The sequence below is a fragment of the Stenotrophomonas sp. YJH_SMC_29 genome (assembly GCF_059371235.1).
Genome location: NZ_JCAFUK010000002.1, coordinates 43,379 through 58,111 on the forward strand (window position 1 = coordinate 43,379; position 14,733 = coordinate 58,111).

The 14,733-nt window shown below is 68.4% G+C and carries 16 protein-coding genes, 1 tRNA gene and 1 other RNA gene; 3 read left to right on the forward strand and 15 right to left on the reverse strand.

Annotation, left to right across the window (positions count from 1 at the left end):
- Positions 1–11 precede the first annotated feature (11 nt).
- The 6 genes from rpiA to AC5P9I_RS03405 form a co-directional block, all read right to left on the reverse strand.
- Positions 12–659, reverse strand: coding sequence for a ribose-5-phosphate isomerase RpiA (gene rpiA / locus AC5P9I_RS03380; protein ID WP_130767775.1), 648 nt, complete (start codon positions 657–659; stop codon positions 12–14).
- A 22-nt stretch (positions 660–681) separates the two neighbouring features.
- Positions 682–1,161, reverse strand: a complete 480-nt coding sequence (locus tag AC5P9I_RS03385; protein WP_049466921.1) for an EVE domain-containing protein — start codon at positions 1,159–1,161, stop codon at positions 682–684.
- Positions 1,158–1,751 carry a 5-formyltetrahydrofolate cyclo-ligase gene (locus tag AC5P9I_RS03390; protein ID WP_049466919.1) on the reverse strand — a complete coding sequence of 198 codons (594 nt, stop codon included), beginning with the start codon at positions 1,749–1,751 and terminating at the stop codon, positions 1,158–1,160. Before AC5P9I_RS03390 ends, AC5P9I_RS03385 begins: the two co-directional genes overlap by 4 nt.
- Before the next feature lie 83 nt (positions 1,752–1,834).
- Positions 1,835–2,020: non-coding RNA, 6S RNA (gene ssrS, locus AC5P9I_RS03395), on the reverse strand.
- Positions 2,021–2,173: 153 nt separating this feature from the next.
- A complete protein-coding gene (locus AC5P9I_RS03400) occupies positions 2,174–2,470 on the reverse strand; it encodes a cell division protein ZapA (protein ID WP_005410899.1) in 297 nt (98 codons plus the stop codon).
- A complete protein-coding gene (locus AC5P9I_RS03405) occupies positions 2,467–2,688 on the reverse strand; it encodes a TIGR02449 family protein (protein ID WP_005410898.1) in 222 nt (73 codons plus the stop codon). Before AC5P9I_RS03405 ends, AC5P9I_RS03400 begins: the two co-directional genes overlap by 4 nt.
- A gap of 153 nt (positions 2,689–2,841) precedes the next feature.
- Between AC5P9I_RS03405 and AC5P9I_RS03410 the strand changes: the two genes are divergently transcribed.
- Both AC5P9I_RS03410 and AC5P9I_RS03415 read left to right on the forward strand, forming a co-directional pair.
- On the forward strand, positions 2,842–3,390 hold the full coding sequence (locus tag AC5P9I_RS03410) for a UPF0149 family protein (protein ID WP_049466916.1): 549 nt from the start codon (positions 2,842–2,844) through the stop codon (positions 3,388–3,390).
- Positions 3,391–3,395: 5 nt separating this feature from the next.
- Positions 3,396–4,718 (forward strand): aminopeptidase P N-terminal domain-containing protein, encoded by a 1,323-nt coding sequence (locus tag AC5P9I_RS03415; protein ID WP_088475972.1) that lies wholly within the window; start codon positions 3,396–3,398, stop codon positions 4,716–4,718.
- A gap of 521 nt (positions 4,719–5,239) precedes the next feature.
- On the opposite strand, the gene pepQ is transcribed toward AC5P9I_RS03415, so the two are convergent.
- The 7 genes from pepQ to rph all read right to left on the reverse strand — a co-directional run bounded on the left by pepQ (position 5,240) and on the right by rph (position 12,487).
- Complete coding sequence (gene pepQ / locus AC5P9I_RS03420; RefSeq protein ID WP_049464253.1) at positions 5,240–6,571, reverse strand: Xaa-Pro dipeptidase; 1,332 nt, start codon at positions 6,569–6,571, stop codon at positions 5,240–5,242.
- A gap of 75 nt (positions 6,572–6,646) precedes the next feature.
- Positions 6,647–7,021, reverse strand: a complete 375-nt coding sequence (locus AC5P9I_RS03425) for a PilZ domain-containing protein (protein ID WP_049464255.1) — start codon at positions 7,019–7,021, stop codon at positions 6,647–6,649.
- Positions 7,018–9,297: a DUF1631 family protein gene (locus AC5P9I_RS03430; protein ID WP_187756808.1), complete on the reverse strand. Its 2,280-nt coding sequence runs from the start codon at positions 9,295–9,297 to the stop codon at positions 7,018–7,020. Before AC5P9I_RS03430 ends, AC5P9I_RS03425 begins: the two co-directional genes overlap by 4 nt.
- Before the next feature lie 200 nt (positions 9,298–9,497).
- Positions 9,498–10,724, reverse strand: a complete 1,227-nt coding sequence (hemW, locus tag AC5P9I_RS03435) for a radical SAM family heme chaperone HemW (protein WP_049464272.1) — start codon at positions 10,722–10,724, stop codon at positions 9,498–9,500.
- 58 nt (positions 10,725–10,782) lie between these two features.
- Positions 10,783–11,379 carry an RdgB/HAM1 family non-canonical purine NTP pyrophosphatase gene (rdgB, locus tag AC5P9I_RS03440; RefSeq protein WP_049464258.1) on the reverse strand — a complete coding sequence of 199 codons (597 nt, stop codon included), beginning with the start codon at positions 11,377–11,379 and terminating at the stop codon, positions 10,783–10,785.
- A complete protein-coding gene (locus tag AC5P9I_RS03445) occupies positions 11,376–11,765 on the reverse strand; it encodes a VOC family protein (protein ID WP_049464260.1) in 390 nt (129 codons plus the stop codon). Before AC5P9I_RS03445 ends, rdgB begins: the two co-directional genes overlap by 4 nt.
- Positions 11,762–12,487 (reverse strand): ribonuclease PH, encoded by a 726-nt coding sequence (rph, locus tag AC5P9I_RS03450; protein ID WP_049464263.1) that lies wholly within the window; start codon positions 12,485–12,487, stop codon positions 11,762–11,764. The genes AC5P9I_RS03445 and rph overlap by 4 nt, the downstream gene beginning before the upstream one ends.
- Before the next feature lie 124 nt (positions 12,488–12,611).
- Between rph and AC5P9I_RS03455 the strand changes: the two genes are divergently transcribed.
- On the forward strand, positions 12,612–13,472 hold the full coding sequence (locus tag AC5P9I_RS03455; RefSeq protein ID WP_049464265.1) for a YicC/YloC family endoribonuclease: 861 nt from the start codon (positions 12,612–12,614) through the stop codon (positions 13,470–13,472).
- A 57-nt stretch (positions 13,473–13,529) separates the two neighbouring features.
- On the opposite strand, the gene selD is transcribed toward AC5P9I_RS03455, so the two are convergent.
- Together selD and AC5P9I_RS03465 are read right to left on the reverse strand one after the other, a co-directional pair.
- Positions 13,530–14,609 (reverse strand): selenide, water dikinase SelD, encoded by a 1,080-nt coding sequence (selD, locus tag AC5P9I_RS03460; RefSeq protein WP_049464266.1) that lies wholly within the window; start codon positions 14,607–14,609, stop codon positions 13,530–13,532.
- Between the two features lie 26 nt (positions 14,610–14,635).
- Positions 14,636–14,731, reverse strand: a tRNA-Sec gene (locus AC5P9I_RS03465).
- Between the last annotated feature and the right edge of the window lie 2 nt (positions 14,732–14,733).

Genomic DNA, 14,733 nt, shown 5'->3' on the forward strand with positions numbered 1-14,733 from the left:
CTTCTGAAGGGTCAGAGCACGACCGGCGGTTCGCCGCCGATGATCACCACATCGGCGCGACGCCGCGCGAACAGGCCCACACAGACCACGCCCGGCAGCTGGTTGAGCTCGCGCTCCAGCTTTTCCGGATCGGTGATCTGCAGGTTGTGGATGTCCAGGATCTGGTTGCCGTTGTCGGTGACCACGCCTTCGCGCCAGGCCGGCTGGCCGCCGGTCATGTCGCGGATCTGGCGGGCGACCAGGCTGCGCGCCATCGGGATGACTTCCACCGGCAGCGGGAACCTGCCCAGCACCGGCACCTGCTTGCTCGGGTCGACGATGCAGATGAAGCGCTCGCTGGCCTCGGCGATGATCTTCTCGCGGGTCAGTGCGGCGCCGCCGCCCTTGATCAGGCACTTGTTCGGATCGCACTCATCGGCGCCGTCCACGTACAGCGACAGGTTGCCGCTGTGGTTCAGCTCGATCACCTCGATGCCGTGCTGCTTCAGGCGCGCGGTGCTCTGCTCGGAGCTGGACACGGCGCCCTTGATGCGGTGCTGGATGCGGGCCAGGGCATCGATGAAATAGGCCACGGTGGAACCGGTGCCGACACCGACGATCATGCCGTCTTCGACGTATTCGATGGCTTTCTCGGCGGCCAGGCGCTTGGCTTCGGACATGGGAGAACTCTCAGGCAGGGAATCAGGATTTCTTTTCCAGCGACAGCAGCAGCTTCCACTGCGCGGCGGTCACCGGGAACACCGACAGGCGGTTGCCCTTGGCAACCAGCGGGAAGCCTTGGCCCAGTTCCTCGGCGTGCAGCTTGATCTCGTCCAGCGCGATCACCTGCTTCAGCTTGCGGTCGAAGGCCACGTCCACCAGCATCCAGCGCGGGTTCTCGCGCGTGCTCTTGGGGTCGTGGTAGTCGGATGTTGGATCGAACTGGGTGTCGTCCGGATAGGCGGTGCTGGCCACCGTGGCCAGGCCGACGATGCCCGGCACCTTGGTATTGGAGTGGTAGAACAGGATGCCGTCGCCGACCTGCATGCCATCGCGCATGAAGTTGCGCGCCTGGTAGTTGCGCACCCCGTTCCAGGGTTCGACCTTGACCTTGGCCAGGTCATCGATGGAGAAGGCGTCCGGTTCGGACTTCATCAGCCAGTAGCGCTTGCGGGCGGTCATGCGTTCACGGGGGCAGCGGAGGGGAACAGGGTGCCGTCTTCGGTGCAGATCGCGTCCACCGGCACATCCCACGACGCCACCGGCAAGGACTCGACCTGCTGCACCGCGAACGCAGCGCCGACCAGCCAGGGCGGCGCCGGCCGGTCATGGCGGAAGGCGAAGCTGCGATCATACCAGCCGCCCCCCATGCCCAGCCGCCGGCAGTGGGCGTCGAACCCCACCAGCGGGGCCACCACCAGCGCCATCTGCGCCGGTTCCAGCGTGTTGTCCAGCGCCACGTCCGGTTCGGGAATGCCGTAGCGGTTGCTGGTCAGCGCCTGCCCCGGCCGCCACGGCGCGAAGCGCAGCACGTCGCCGGCCAGCACCGGCAGGCAGTAGGTGAGGCCTTCGGGCAGTTGCAGCTGCCAGCGGTGCAGGGCGATTTCGCCATCCAGCGCCCAGTAGCCGGCCACGGCGCCTTCGCGCGGGGCGAACGGCAGGGCCAGCAGGGCATCGGCCAGCGATTCGGCGGCAGCGATGCGCTCACCGGCGGAGAGGTCGCGGCGGCGTTGCCGCAGGTCGTGGCGCAGGGCCTGGCGCGGGTCGGTCATGGCAGCGTGCGGCAAGGATCAGCCGTCATTGTGCCGGAAAGAACAAGGGCGACGCCCGAAGACGCCGCCCTTGCTGGAATATTGCATTCTCCGCAATGTCGATGCATGCGAAACGACCTTGAACCCGGGGGCTCAAGTGGGAACGCTGGAGAACCATCGGGCTTCCCGCTACAAGGCGGACCTGCACTCCCGGCGCTGTCGCGCTCCCGGTGTCGTTCTTAAGGGACAAGGCGAATGTTTGCACATGCCGTCGAGTACCGCAGAGAACGCGTGGCCATTATAGCCAGCACGCAGGATCTGGGTAGGCCGTTCGTCGGCAACAGTCCGTGCCAATTCAGATATGCGAAAAGGGGACGGAGGGGATTAAGACGTTTCCGGCACGGATGGGGCGAATGCGCCTTAATCCCCTCCGTCCCCTTTTTCTAGGGGGTGCCGTCGATCGCGCGGTCCAGGCGCCGGTTCAGGTCGGCAAGAGTCTGCTGCAGGGCCACCGCTTGGCGGGCGTTCTCGTCGCGCAGCAGCTGCAGTTCGTGAGCCAGGTTGAGCGCGGCCAGCACGGCGACGCGGTCGACGGCGGCCATGCGGTTGCTGCCGCGGATCTCGCGCATGCGCGCGTCCAGCAGGCGCGCGGCTGCCATCAGGCTGTCGCGTTCATCGCCGCCGACCCCCACGGTGTATTCACGATCGAGGATGCGGACACTGACCGGTTCGGCGCTCATGTGTGCTGCTCCAGGGATTTGAGCCGGCTGATCATCGCTTCCACCCGCGAGCGCGCCTGTTCGTTCTTGGCCAGCAGCGTCGAACGCTCCGCCACCAGCTGCTCCTGCTGGTGGCGCAGGCTGCGGTTCTCCTCGGCCAGGCGCTGGTTGCGTTCAAGCAACGCTTCCACGCGGGCGGCGAAGTCCTGCAGCTGGGCAAGGGGATCGGCGGGTTCCATGCAGGCACGATAGGCAAGCCGGGCAAGGCCGGTCAAGCGCTGTCGCAGCAGGGCCGGAGGGCTACCGGGAGGACGCCGCCGGGTTGCTACACTACGGGGTCTCACGGGCGCGCGCGTGCGCGCCCCGGGTTTCCTTTCCGAACGAGCCGCACGATGACCGAACTTCCCTCCGTCGACGACGTTACCCGCGCCAGCCAGGCGTTGGGCCTGGGCGCCACCGCTGCCGAGCTGCACGGTGCGCTGTGCGGCTGGCTGGCCGCCGGTGGCGCCCCCGGCAACGACTGGCCGGCACGCGTGCTGGCCGACGACAACCTGCCGCCCGTCGCTGCCGACAGCGTGCTGGGGCAGCTGCTGCAGGCCACCATCAAGCAGCTGGAAGACCGCGACTTCGCCTTCGAGCTGTTGCTGGCGGACACCGATGAGGTCTCCGCGCAGGCCGATGCCATGTTCAGCTGGACCCGCTCCTTCCTGGGCGGCTTCGGCCTGGGCAGCGGCGGCCGTCGCCCGGCCTTGTCCGAAGAGGGTGAAGAAGCGCTGACCGACATGGCCAGCCTGGCGCGCGCCTCCAGCGAGGATTTCGAGGCCGGCGGCGATGATGACGACGAAGCCCTGTCGGAGATCGAGGAGTTCATCCGTGTGGCGGTGCTGCTGCTGCACGGTGACGTGGTGCTGGCTTCGCGCCATCGTCAGCGCCTGAACTGATGGACATCAAGCAGCGCACCGGCATTGCGGCCGGCGAGTACAAGCGTCGCCGCCGCCAGCTGATGGACATGGCCGGCGAGGACGCGATCCTGGTGTTGCCGGCCGCGGCCGAAAAGGTGCGCAGCCTCGATACCCATTATCCGTTCCGGCAGGATTCGGATTTCCAGTACCTGAGCGGCTTCCCGGAACCGGAAGCAGTGCTGGTGCTGATCCCGGGCCGCCGCCACGGCGAGGCCATCCTGTTCTGCCGCGAACGTGATGCCGAGCGCGAAGCCTGGGATGGCAGCCGCGCCGGCCAGGAAGGCGCGGTGGCGCAGTACGGCATGGACGATGCCTACCCGATCGACGATCTGGACGACATCCTGCCGGGCCTGCTGGAGGGGCGCTCGCGCGTCTACTACCACTTCGGCCGCGACGCCGACTTCGACCTGAAGCTGATCGGCTGGGTCAACCGCGTGCGCTCGCAGGTACGCCATGGCGCGCAGCCGCCGCACGAGTTCCTGGAACTGGGCCACCTGCTGCACGAGCAGCGCCTGTTCAAGTCCGGTGCGGAAGTGGCATTGATGTACCACGCGGCGCAGATCAGCGTTCGCGCCCATCTGGCGGCGATGAAGGCTGCCAGGCCGGGCATCCACGAGTACGAATTGCAGGCCGAGCTGGAACGCGTGTTCCGCGCCAGCGCTGCGGTCCCGGCGTATTGCAGCATCGTCGGTGCGGGCCGCAACGGTTGCATCCTGCATTACCGGGACAACAGCGCGCGTTCGCGCGACGGCGAGCTGGTGCTGATCGACGCCGGTGCCGAGTACCGTGGCTACGCCAGCGACATCACCCGTACCTTCCCGGTGAATGGCCGCTTCAGCGCCGAGCAGCGCGCGCTGCACGACCTGGTCGGCGAGGCGCAGGCGGCGGCGCTGGCCCAGGCCAGGCCGGGCGTGCCCTACGAGGCCGGTCACCTGGCCGCGGTGCAGACCCTGACCGAGGGCCTGCTGCGGCTGGGCCTGCTGAAGGGGACGCTGGAAAAGAACCTGTCCGAAGGCCTGTACCAGCGCTTCTACCGGCATAAGACCGGGCACTGGATCGGGCTGGACGTGCACGACGTGGGCGATTACCGCCTGGCCGGTGACTCGCGCCTGCTGGAGCCGGGCATGGCGTTCACCATCGAGCCGGGGTTGTACATCGGCGTGGACGATACGACGGTGGAGCCGCGCTGGCGCGGCATCGGCATCCGCACCGAAGACGATGTGCTGATCACCGATGACGGCCATCGCGTGCTGACCGAAGGCCTGGCGCGCAGCGCCGACGAGATTGAAGCGGTGATGGCGGGGTAAGGGGTTGTTCTGCAGGGCTTGCAGCCCTGCACCCCCAGAGGCAACAGCAACTGCAACAGCAACAGCGCGCATTCCGTGGGATGGCGGGGCACTGTGGGTTTGCGGGGACGCCGTGAACCCGTCCATGGGGGCTTGGTCGCGGCATCCATGCCGCTCACACCCCGCAAACCCACAGTGCCTCGCCTTCGACAGGTTCACGCGGCTGTTGGTGGGTGCCGACCGTTGGTCGGCACATCTGTCAGATATCGAATGAATCATCCACGCATGGCGTGGATCCACTGGCAATTGCGGTTGTTGGAACGAACGACGATTGGTAGGTGTCGACCTTGGTCGACACAGAGCGAGCGCAGCAAGCGACCCGCTTTTGCTTTTCTTTTTTCTTTTCCGTGGTTGGACGCGCGCAGGAAACTGTCAAAGGTGGGGCGGGTGGGCCATGCAGGGACGTACTTGCAGCGTCCCCTGCATGGCCCACCCGCCCCGCCAAGCGCGGCTTTTGCTCCAAGCGCCCAACCACGAGGGGCTCAGCCGTTCGCCGCCGCAAACGCCGGCCGCGTCAGGTTGTCCGCTTCGCCCTCGGTGCACAGCACTTCGTCTTCGATGCGGATGCCACCATACGGACGGAAGAAGTCCACCCGGTCCCAGTTGATCGCATCACCATGACCGGCGTCCTTCACTTCGTTCAACAGCATGTCGATGAAGTACAGGCCCGGTTCGATGGTCACCACCATGCCCGGTTCCAGCACTCGGGTCAGGCGCAGGTACGGATGGCCCGCCGGACGCTCGATGCGGCCACCTTCGTCGCTGGCAGCGAAGCCGGCCACGTCGTGCACCTGCAGGCCGATCAGGTGGCCGATGCCGTGTGGGAAGAATGCGGCGCTGACGCCGGTCTCCAGCGCGGTCTGCGGCGACACCTTGATCACGCCGAAGTCCTTCAGCACCGCCATCAGCGAAAGATGCGCGTCCACGTGCAGCTGCTTGTAGTCGAAGCCGGGCCGCACCGCCGCGCACATCTGCTGCTGGGCAGCGTCGACGGCGGCGATCATCGCCGCAAACTCGTCGTGGCCCCGCGCTGCGTAGGTACGGGTGATGTCGCTGGCATAGCCGTGCGCGCTGGCACCGGCATCGATCAGGAAGCTGCGCAGCGGCTGCGGTGCCTTGCGGCCCAGCTCGGTGTAATGCAGCACGGCGGCGTGCTCGTTCAACGCTACGATGTTGCCGTAGGGCAGCTCGTTGGCGTCCTGGCCAACCGCCTGGCAGTACGCCATGTGGATGCTGAACTCATCGGCGCCGTTGCGGAACGCGGCTTCGGCGGCGCGATGGCCGCGCACGCCCAGCGCCTGCGCTTGGCGCATCAACGCGATCTCATACGGCGTCTTGCTGCCGCGGTGCCATTCCAGGTAGTTGACCACCGGTGCCGGGTTGTTCGGCACGTAGCTGCCCAGCGCGCTCTGCGGCTCGCCGAGGATCGCGCAGCGCGACGGGTCGGCCGGCAGCAGGGCCAGCGCCTCTTCCGGCGTGCGGATGATGTGGATGTCGAAGTGCTCCACCCACCAGCCGCTGGGAGCGTCGGGCACCACGTGCCAGTAATCGAAGGGCTGGTGGAAGATCACCGCCGGGCGCTTGCCGGGGGTGAACACGATCCAGCTGTTGGGCACGCGGGTCAGCGGCAGCCAGGCCTTGAACTGCGGATTGACCGCATACGGGTAATCACGATCGTCGAAGACCTGGTAGTGCAGGGTGCCGCTGGGCACCACCAGATGGTCGAAGCCGCCGCGCGCCAGCGCCTGCTCGGCACGTCGGCACAGCACGGCCAGGTGGTCGGGATACAGGGCGCCGGGGTCTTGCTGGATCATTGCGGTGGCTCGACACGGAAAACGGCCCTAGATTCTGCCGCATACCGCGAAAAACCGCTGTGCTGGAACCGGCACTCAGGCCGTCGAAACCGGTCCCTCGTCGCTGTCTTCGCCGATCCACTGGCGCAGCAGCTGCCGATGTTCGCGGGACAGGGTGAGGAAGCGGAAGCCTGTCCAGCTCTGGCCGGGCACATGCGCCGGCTCGCTCCACAGCAGGTGCACGCCGACGTCAATGGCCTCGTGGCGGCCGTCACCGATCGGCAGCGGGAAGCGGAACTGGTACAGCGCGTCCTCGCGCAGCGGGGTGCTGGCCAGCATCAACATGCCGGTCTCGGAGACATTGCCGAGCCGGCCCACCACGCATTCGCGCATCTGGTCGGTGACCGGCACCAGGTCGGAGACCTGGCGACGCGGCGCGCGGCGGGTGTCCTGCGGCGGTTGCACGTTCAAACGGACGCCTCCTTGTGACGGCCGCCAGCCAGCGCACGCAGTGCGCCGAGGCTGGCCTGCCATGCGCGATCGACCAGCCGGCCCTTGTCTTCGGTGACCAGCTGCGCGCGTCCGGCGCTGATCTGCCGGGCCAGCGTATCGAGGTCGGTATCGGCGATCTTCTGCCCGCGCGGATTGACGAACAGGGCGTGGCCGGTCAGCAGGCTGTACCAGGACAGGCGTTGGCGGCGCAGGGTGCCGTCACCGTTGTCGATGTCGAACCAGCTGCCAAAGGGCAGGGCCACCAGCTGCTGGTAGGCCGCCTCTTCGGCGCTGCTGCGCGGCGTGCGCGGGGCGTCGGCGCTGCCGCTGGCAGCATGTTCGCCCAGTCGTGCACGTGCCTTCAGGCGCGCACTGAGTTCGGTGCGCGAGGTGCTTTCATCCTCGCCTCCTGGCGTGGCCAGGCGGCGCGCAACGGCGGCGGCTTCCTCGGCGTGATAGCCGACCTGCACGAGCGCCGATTCCACCTCGCTGGCCAGCACTGCATCGGTGCCACCGTTGGCATCGACGGCCTGGGCGGTCACCGCGGCGATGCGCTCGGTCTGCAGCAGGCGTTCCTGCCACTGCGGCGAATCGTCGCCATGGCGCAGGCGGGTGAGGGTCAGTGCATCGGCCCACGCCTGGCGCAGCAGGGTCTGCACGAAGCGCGGCGGCGCCTGCAGGTCACAGCACTGGTCGATCTGCGCATTGGCCTGGCGACGCGCCAGTTCCAGCCGTTCCTTGCCGCGTGCGGCCTCGACGTGGCGGCGCTCGGCCAGCTCGGCGCGATGGGCCGCCGCGCGCTGGTGCTGCTGCACGTCCTCATTGGCGCTGGCGAAGGCTTCGGGCGAACGCGCGTCCTGGCCAAGCAGGCCCTGCACGCTCTGCGCCATGCGCTGCAGCAGTTGGGGGTCCACATCATCGTCGCCCAGCCAGTGGGCGCCGACTTCGGCGATCTGGTTGAGCAGTTCGCGTGCGGGATGCTCGTCGCGCACGAAGAAGCCGGGATCGGCCATCGCCGCACGCGCCAGCGGCACCTGCAGGCGCGCCAGCAGGGCCGCCGGCACCGGATCGGGGCGCTGCTGCTGCTGTACCTGCTGCATCAGCAGGCGCAGCAGCTCGAGATTGTCGCGGTCGTGGCTGCCCAGTTGGGCCTGTGCGCCGTGCTCGCTGCGCAACTGGGCGACCACCGCAGCCTCCAGGTCGGCGACCCCGGTGGCCGCGCTGGACTGGGCCTGCAGGCGCGCGAGGACCGCATCGACGGCCGCGCTGGGCACCGCAGCGTGATCGGCAGCGGGCGCCGAGGCATGGCGGGCCTGCTGCAGCAGTTCATGCAGCACGCTGCCGGTGGCCGTGGTCACGCCAGCGGTGGCTGCGCCCGGCGTACCCGCATCGTTGAAGGCATCCTGCACCAGGTTCGACCATGAACCGGCGGGCGCGGAGCCGTTCCAACCGGTCAGTGGCGCGGCGGCGCGCTTGGCAGGCTGGGTTGCGCGGCCGCCACCCACCGACTGGGTAATGATCCGACGGGTGCTTGCTGAGCGCGCCAGGTATGGGGTGTAGACCAGCCCCGGCAGCACGCCGTGCTGGGCCAGCAGCGCATTGGCGCGGTCCAGCACATCGCCCAGGCGCTCCAGCACCTGCCGCTCGAAGCTGCGGTACAACGCAAGCTGCACCTCCACGCCCAGGGCGTCCTGTTCGGCGATCCGGCGCACCATCGCGCACAGGGCCTGCGGTGCCAGTGGCAGGGTGTCGGCCTCGAAGGCGGGCGCCGCTGCAAGCACGCCCAGGCGTTGGCCCAGCAGGTTCAGCGAATTGGTCGAGCGCAGGGTTTCGCGCCGGACCATCTCGGTCAGCAGCAGGTCGCGGTCCACCTCGTGCTCATCGACCAGCGACAGCCCGAGCATGCCTGGCAGGGGCGGCGGGGTGGCGTGTGCTGCCGAAGCGGTGGACGGCTCGCGCAGGCCCGCCAGTGCCTCGGCGACGGCATCAAGCATGCGGTCGGCGAAATGACCGGCGAAGGCGTGCAGCTGGCCGCGCTGCGCCATCAGGTCCGACTGCTGCATGGGATTGCGTGCACGGTCGGCGTCGTGCAGCAGCGTCTGCTCCAACGCTTCGACGGTCAGGATCAGCGGCGCGGCCAACGTTTGCCGGCACAGGCCGATCAATGCGCCCAACAGCTCGCGCACACGCGGTGGCAGGTCGCTGGCGGCCAGGCGGGCCTTGTCGGCAGGGGTGATGGAAAAGACAGCTGACATCGGCGAGCGGTACCCGGATTCCCGCGGATCGATCTAGTGAATCTACCGTGTCGGCCGCAGTCAGCGCTACTTTAGGGTGAATGCGCGTGCGGGTCGCGGCCATGCCCGACGCATGAACGGTAGTGCCGGCCGCTGTCCGGCAGAACCGTCTTTACCGGAGTGCCGGCCAGCGGCCGGCACTACCCGGTCTGGCGCAGGGCTTATTCCTCCAGGAACAGGCTCACCACGTCGTTGGTGAACCGGCGGCCCAGCTCGGTCGGCTGCACGTGGCCCTCCGCCACGTCCAGCCAGCCGCGCTGGACGGCCTCGGCCAGCGGCGCGTCCAGCACGCTGCGCGGCAGCCCGGTGCGCGACTCGAAATCGCGCAGGCCAAAACCTTCGTGCAGGCGCAGTAGGTTGAGCATGTACTCGAACGGCAGGCGCCCGGCTGCGATCACATCGTCGCCACCGAACGAGGCCGGCGTGCCGGCGCTGTCCAGGTAGGCCTGCGGGTGCTTCAGTTTCCAGCGGCGCAGCACGTGTTCTTCGGCGCCCGAGCTGATCTTGCCGTGCGCGCCGGCACCGATGCCCAGGTAATCGCCGAAGCGCCAGTAGTTCAGGTTGTGCGCGCTCTGCCGGCCAGGGCGCGCGTACGCGCTGACCTCGTACTGGCCGAAGCCGGCCTGCGCCAGCAGCGCCTGGCAGTGTTCCTGCATGTCCCAGGCGTGGTCTTCATCGGGAATGCCCTGCGGCGGCCGCGCGAAGAACACCGTGTTCGGTTCCAGGGTCAGCTGGTAGTGCGAGATATGCGCCGGCTGCAGCGCGAACGCACGCTCCAGATCAGCCTCGGCACCAGCCAGGGTCTGTTCCGGCAGCGCGTACATCAGGTCGATGTTGAAATTGTCGTAGCCCGCGTCCTGCGCCATCTTCACCGCGCGCTCGGCTTCGCCACTGTCGTGGATGCGGCCCAGGCGCTTGAGCATCGCGTCGTCGAAACTCTGGATGCCGAAGCTGAGGCGGTTCACGCCGGCCGCGCGGTAGCGGTCGAAGCGGCCATGCTCGGCGGTGCCCGGGTTGGTCTCCAGGGTGATCTCGGCATTGGGTGCGAAGCGCAGGCGCGCGCTGGCCTGCTGCAGGAAGCGGTCGATGGCGTCGGGCGGGAACAGGCTGGGCGTGCCGCCACCGAAGAACACGCTGTGCACCACCCGGCCCCAGACCAGCGGCAGGTCCTGGTCGAGGTCGCGCAGCAGTGCATCGATGTAGGCATCGAACGGCAGGTCGCCCTTGGCCTGGTGCGAGTTGAAATCGCAGTACGGGCACTTGCGCACGCACCACGGCAGGTGCACGTACAGCGACAGCGGTGGTGGCACCAGTCGCGGTGCGCTGTCGTGGTCAGCGGAACAGGCTTCGCCGGGCAGGTGGGTGCAGTGGTCGTGGGCGTGCGGCATGGGGTTCATCGGTAGTGCCGGCCGTTGGCCGGCTTCCCTGGTTCGATCAGGTCGGGCGTCAGTACAGCGTCGCCAGCTGCTGCTTGAGCTGCTGCAGGGCAATGGCACGGTGGCTGATGGCGTTCTTCAGGGCCGGCTCCATTTCCGCGGCGGTCAGGCCGTGGGTGGTGTCCAGGAACACCGGGTTGTAGCCGAAACCATTGGTGCCACGCAGCTCGCGGATGATCTGCCCTTCCCAGCGGCCTTCGCAGATCAGCGGCTGCGGGTCGGTGGCGTGGCGCAGCAGCACGATCACCGCGTAGAAGCGGGCGCTGCGCTGGCCGTCGGGCACTGCGGCCATCGCGTCCAGCAGCTTGGCGTTGTTGGCCGCGGCGTTGGTCGGGTGGCCGGCATAGCGCGCGCTGTACAGTCCCGGCGCACCGCCCAGGGCATCGACGATCAGGCCCGAATCATCGGCCAGCGCCGGCAGGCCGGTCGCTTCGCAGGCGGCGCGTGCCTTCAGCAGCGCGTTCTCGACGAAGGTCAGGCCGGTCTCCTCGACGTCGCCCAGGCCCAGCTCGGCGGCCGAGGTGATCTGCAGCGGCAGGTCGGCGAGGATCTCCTGCATCTCCACCAGCTTGCCGGCATTGTGGCTGGCCAGTACCAGTTTGTTCATTGACGGGGCTCCAACAGGTCCCAGGTGTTGCCATACAGGTCGCGGAATACCGCGACCGTTGCATAGGGTTCTTCGCGCGGTGCTTCCAGGAACTCGACGCCGGCGGCCAGCATCGCTGCGTGGTCGCGGTGGAAGTCGTCGGTGTTGAGGAAGAAGGCAACGCGGCCACCGGTCTGGTTGCCGATGCGGCTGCGCTGTTCCTCGTCGCTGGCACGGGCCAGCAGCAGGGCGGCGGCGCTGCCGTCGGTCGGGCCGACCACCACCCAGCGCTTGTGCCCCTGGTCGATGTCTTCGAGCAATGCGAAGCCGAGCTTGCCGGTGTACCACGCAATGGCTTCGTCATAGTCGGCCACCACCAGGGTGGTCAGGGCAAGGCGCCGGTTCATGCCGACAGCGCCGCCTGCTGCGCGGCCAGCAGCTCGGCCACGCCCTTCTCGGCCAGGCCCAGCAGCGCGTCCAGTTCATCGCGACGGAAGGCGTGGCCTTCGGCGGTGCCCTGCAGCTCGATGAAGCCGCCGCCGTCGTTCATCACCACGTTCATGTCGGTGTCGCAGTCGCTGTCTTCGGCGTAGTCCAGGTCCAGCACCGGGGTGCCGCGGTACACGCCCACCGACACCGCCGCCACTGCGCCCAGGACCGGGTTGCGCTTGATGTCGCCGCGCTTGATCAGCACGTTCACTGCATCGACCAGGGCCACGTAGGCGCCGGTGATGGCGGCGGTGCGGGTGCCACCGTCGGCCTGCAGCACGTCGCAGTCGAGGGTGATGGTGCGCTCGCCCAGCGCGTTGCGGTCCACGCAGGCGCGCAGGCTGCGGCCGATCAGGCGCTGGATCTCCAGCGTGCGGCCACCCTGCTTGCCACGCGCTGCTTCGCGGTCGCTGCGGGTGTGGGTGGCGCGCGGCAGCATGCCGTACTCGGCCGTCACCCAGCCTTCGCCCTTGCCGCGCAGGAAGCCCGGCACGCGGTTCTCGACGCTGGCGGTGCACAGCACGCGGGTTTCACCGAAGCACACCAGCACCGAACCTTCGGCGTGGCGGGTGAAGCCGCGTTGGATGACGACCGGGCGGAGCTGGTCGGGCTGGCGGCCGCTGGGGCGGGAATCGGACATGGTGCGGGTTCCGTAATGGCAAGGGAGTACGCCGCCACGCCCGCGGCCTTCACGGGGCGGGCGAGGGGGCTCTGGTGAGGGCGCTAGGGTACCATTCCCCCTTTGCACGCACCGGACACATTCCATGATTCGAAGCATGACCGCCTATGCCGGCGGCGAGCGGGTCACCCCGTGGGGCACGCTGGGCTGCGAGCTGCGCTCGGTCAACCACCGTTTCCTGGAGGTCGGCACCCGCCTGCCCGAGGAACTGCGGGCGCTCGAACCGCAGCTGCGCGAGCGCATCGCCGCGCGCCTGAGCCGCGGCAAGCTGGATCTGGTGATGCGCCTGCGCGCGCCGGAAGCGGCCGCCAACCTGCAGGTGGACGAGGCCCTGCTGGGCCAGTTGGGGCGCCTGGCGCATCGCCTGACCTCCGATTTTCCCAACCTGCAGGTCAGTTTCACCGACCTGCTGCAGCTGCCGGGCGTGACCCGCGGCGAGGCCACCGATGCGGCCGCCCTGCAGGTCGAGGCGCTGGCCCTGCTGGACCAGGTGCTGGACGGCTTCGTCGAGGCCCGCGAGCGCGAAGGTGGCAAGCTGGCCGCGGCCATCAGCGAGCGCGTGGACGGCATCGAACGCATCGCCGCCGACGTCCGCACGCTGATTCCGGCCATTCGCGACGGCCAGCGCGCCAAGCTGGCCGCACGCCTGGCCGATCTGCCGCACCCGGTCGACCCGGGCCGCGCCGAGCAGGAACTGGTGCTGTGGCTGCAGAAGCTGGATGTGGATGAAGAGCTGGACCGGCTCGGCAGCCATATCGTCGAGATCCGCCGCGTGCTCAAGCAGCGCGAGCCGGTCGGCCGCCGCCTGGACTTCCTGCTGCAGGAGTTCAACCGCGAAGCCAACACGCTGGGCTCGAAGTCGGTGGACAGCCGTACCTCCAATGCGGCGGTGGAGCTGAAGGTGCTGATCGACCAGATCCGCGAGCAGGTGCAGAACATCGAGTGAGGTTGCATCCGGCAACAGCGCAGGGGCGCCTTCGGGCGCCCTTGTCGTTTCAACGCATCAGCGCACGCTGACGCCCGGCGCGCCTTCGGCCAGCCGCCCCACCACGGCCGCCTGGCCGAACCCGGCGTCGTGGAAACAGGCCAGCACCGCATCCACCGCATCCGGGGCACAGGACACCAACAGGCCGCCACTGGTCTGCGGGTCGGTCAGCAGTGGCTGCCAGTGGGCGGCCAAGCCTTCGGCGAAGCGCACCCCGGTGCCATACGAGGCCCAGTTGCGATTGGAGGCACCGGTCACGCAGCCACGCTGCAGCAGGTCCAGCGCCTGTGGCAGCAGCGGCACCTGGTTACTGTCCACTTCGGCAGCGACGCCGCTGGCGCGGCACACTTCCAGCAGATGGCCGAGCAGGCCGAAGCCGGTGACGTCGGTCATGGCATGCACGCCGTCCAGCGCGGCCAGCGGCACGCCCACGGTGTTCAGGCGGGTGGTCGACGCGATCATCTGCCGGTAGCCATCGGCATCCAGCACTTCTTTCTTCAGTGCTGACGAATACACGCCCACGCCCAACGGCTTGCCCAGCACCAGCACATCGCCGGCGCGGGCATCGGCATTGCGCTTGAGCCGCTGCGGATCTAGCACGCCGATCGCGGCAAGGCCATAGATCGGTTCCACCGAATCGATGCTGTGGCCACCGGCCACCACGATGCCGGCGTCGGCGCAGGCACGCTCGCCGCCCTGCAGGATGGCGCGGATGGTGTCCTGTGGCAGCGTGTTGATCGGCATGCCGACGATGGCCAGCGCGAACAAGGGTCGTGCGCCCATCGCGTACAGGTCCGACAACGCGTTGGTGGCGGCGATGCGGCCGAAGTCGAACGGGTCGTCGACGATCGGCATGAAGAAATCAGTGGTGGCGACAATCGCCTGGCGGTCATCGAGGCGATACACCGCCGCGTCGTCGCTGGTCTCGCGGCCGACCAGCAGTTCAGCCGGTGCGGGAAGTGCCGGAACGCCGCGCAGAAGCTCGGTCAGCACGCCCGGCGCGATCTTGCAGCCGCAACCGCCACCGTGGGCCAGCGAGGTCAGTCGTTGCGGGGCATCGGCCGTGGAAGGGGCGGGGGACTGCGCGTGCGTGGCCATGCCGACATCTCCTGCGGAAACACGAATGGCGGAAGACAGCAGGAGTCGAACCTACCAGGGAGCGATCGACGCCCCCTACTGGGTTTGAAGCCCAGCCGCATGCCCGGATGCGCATGCCTTCCGA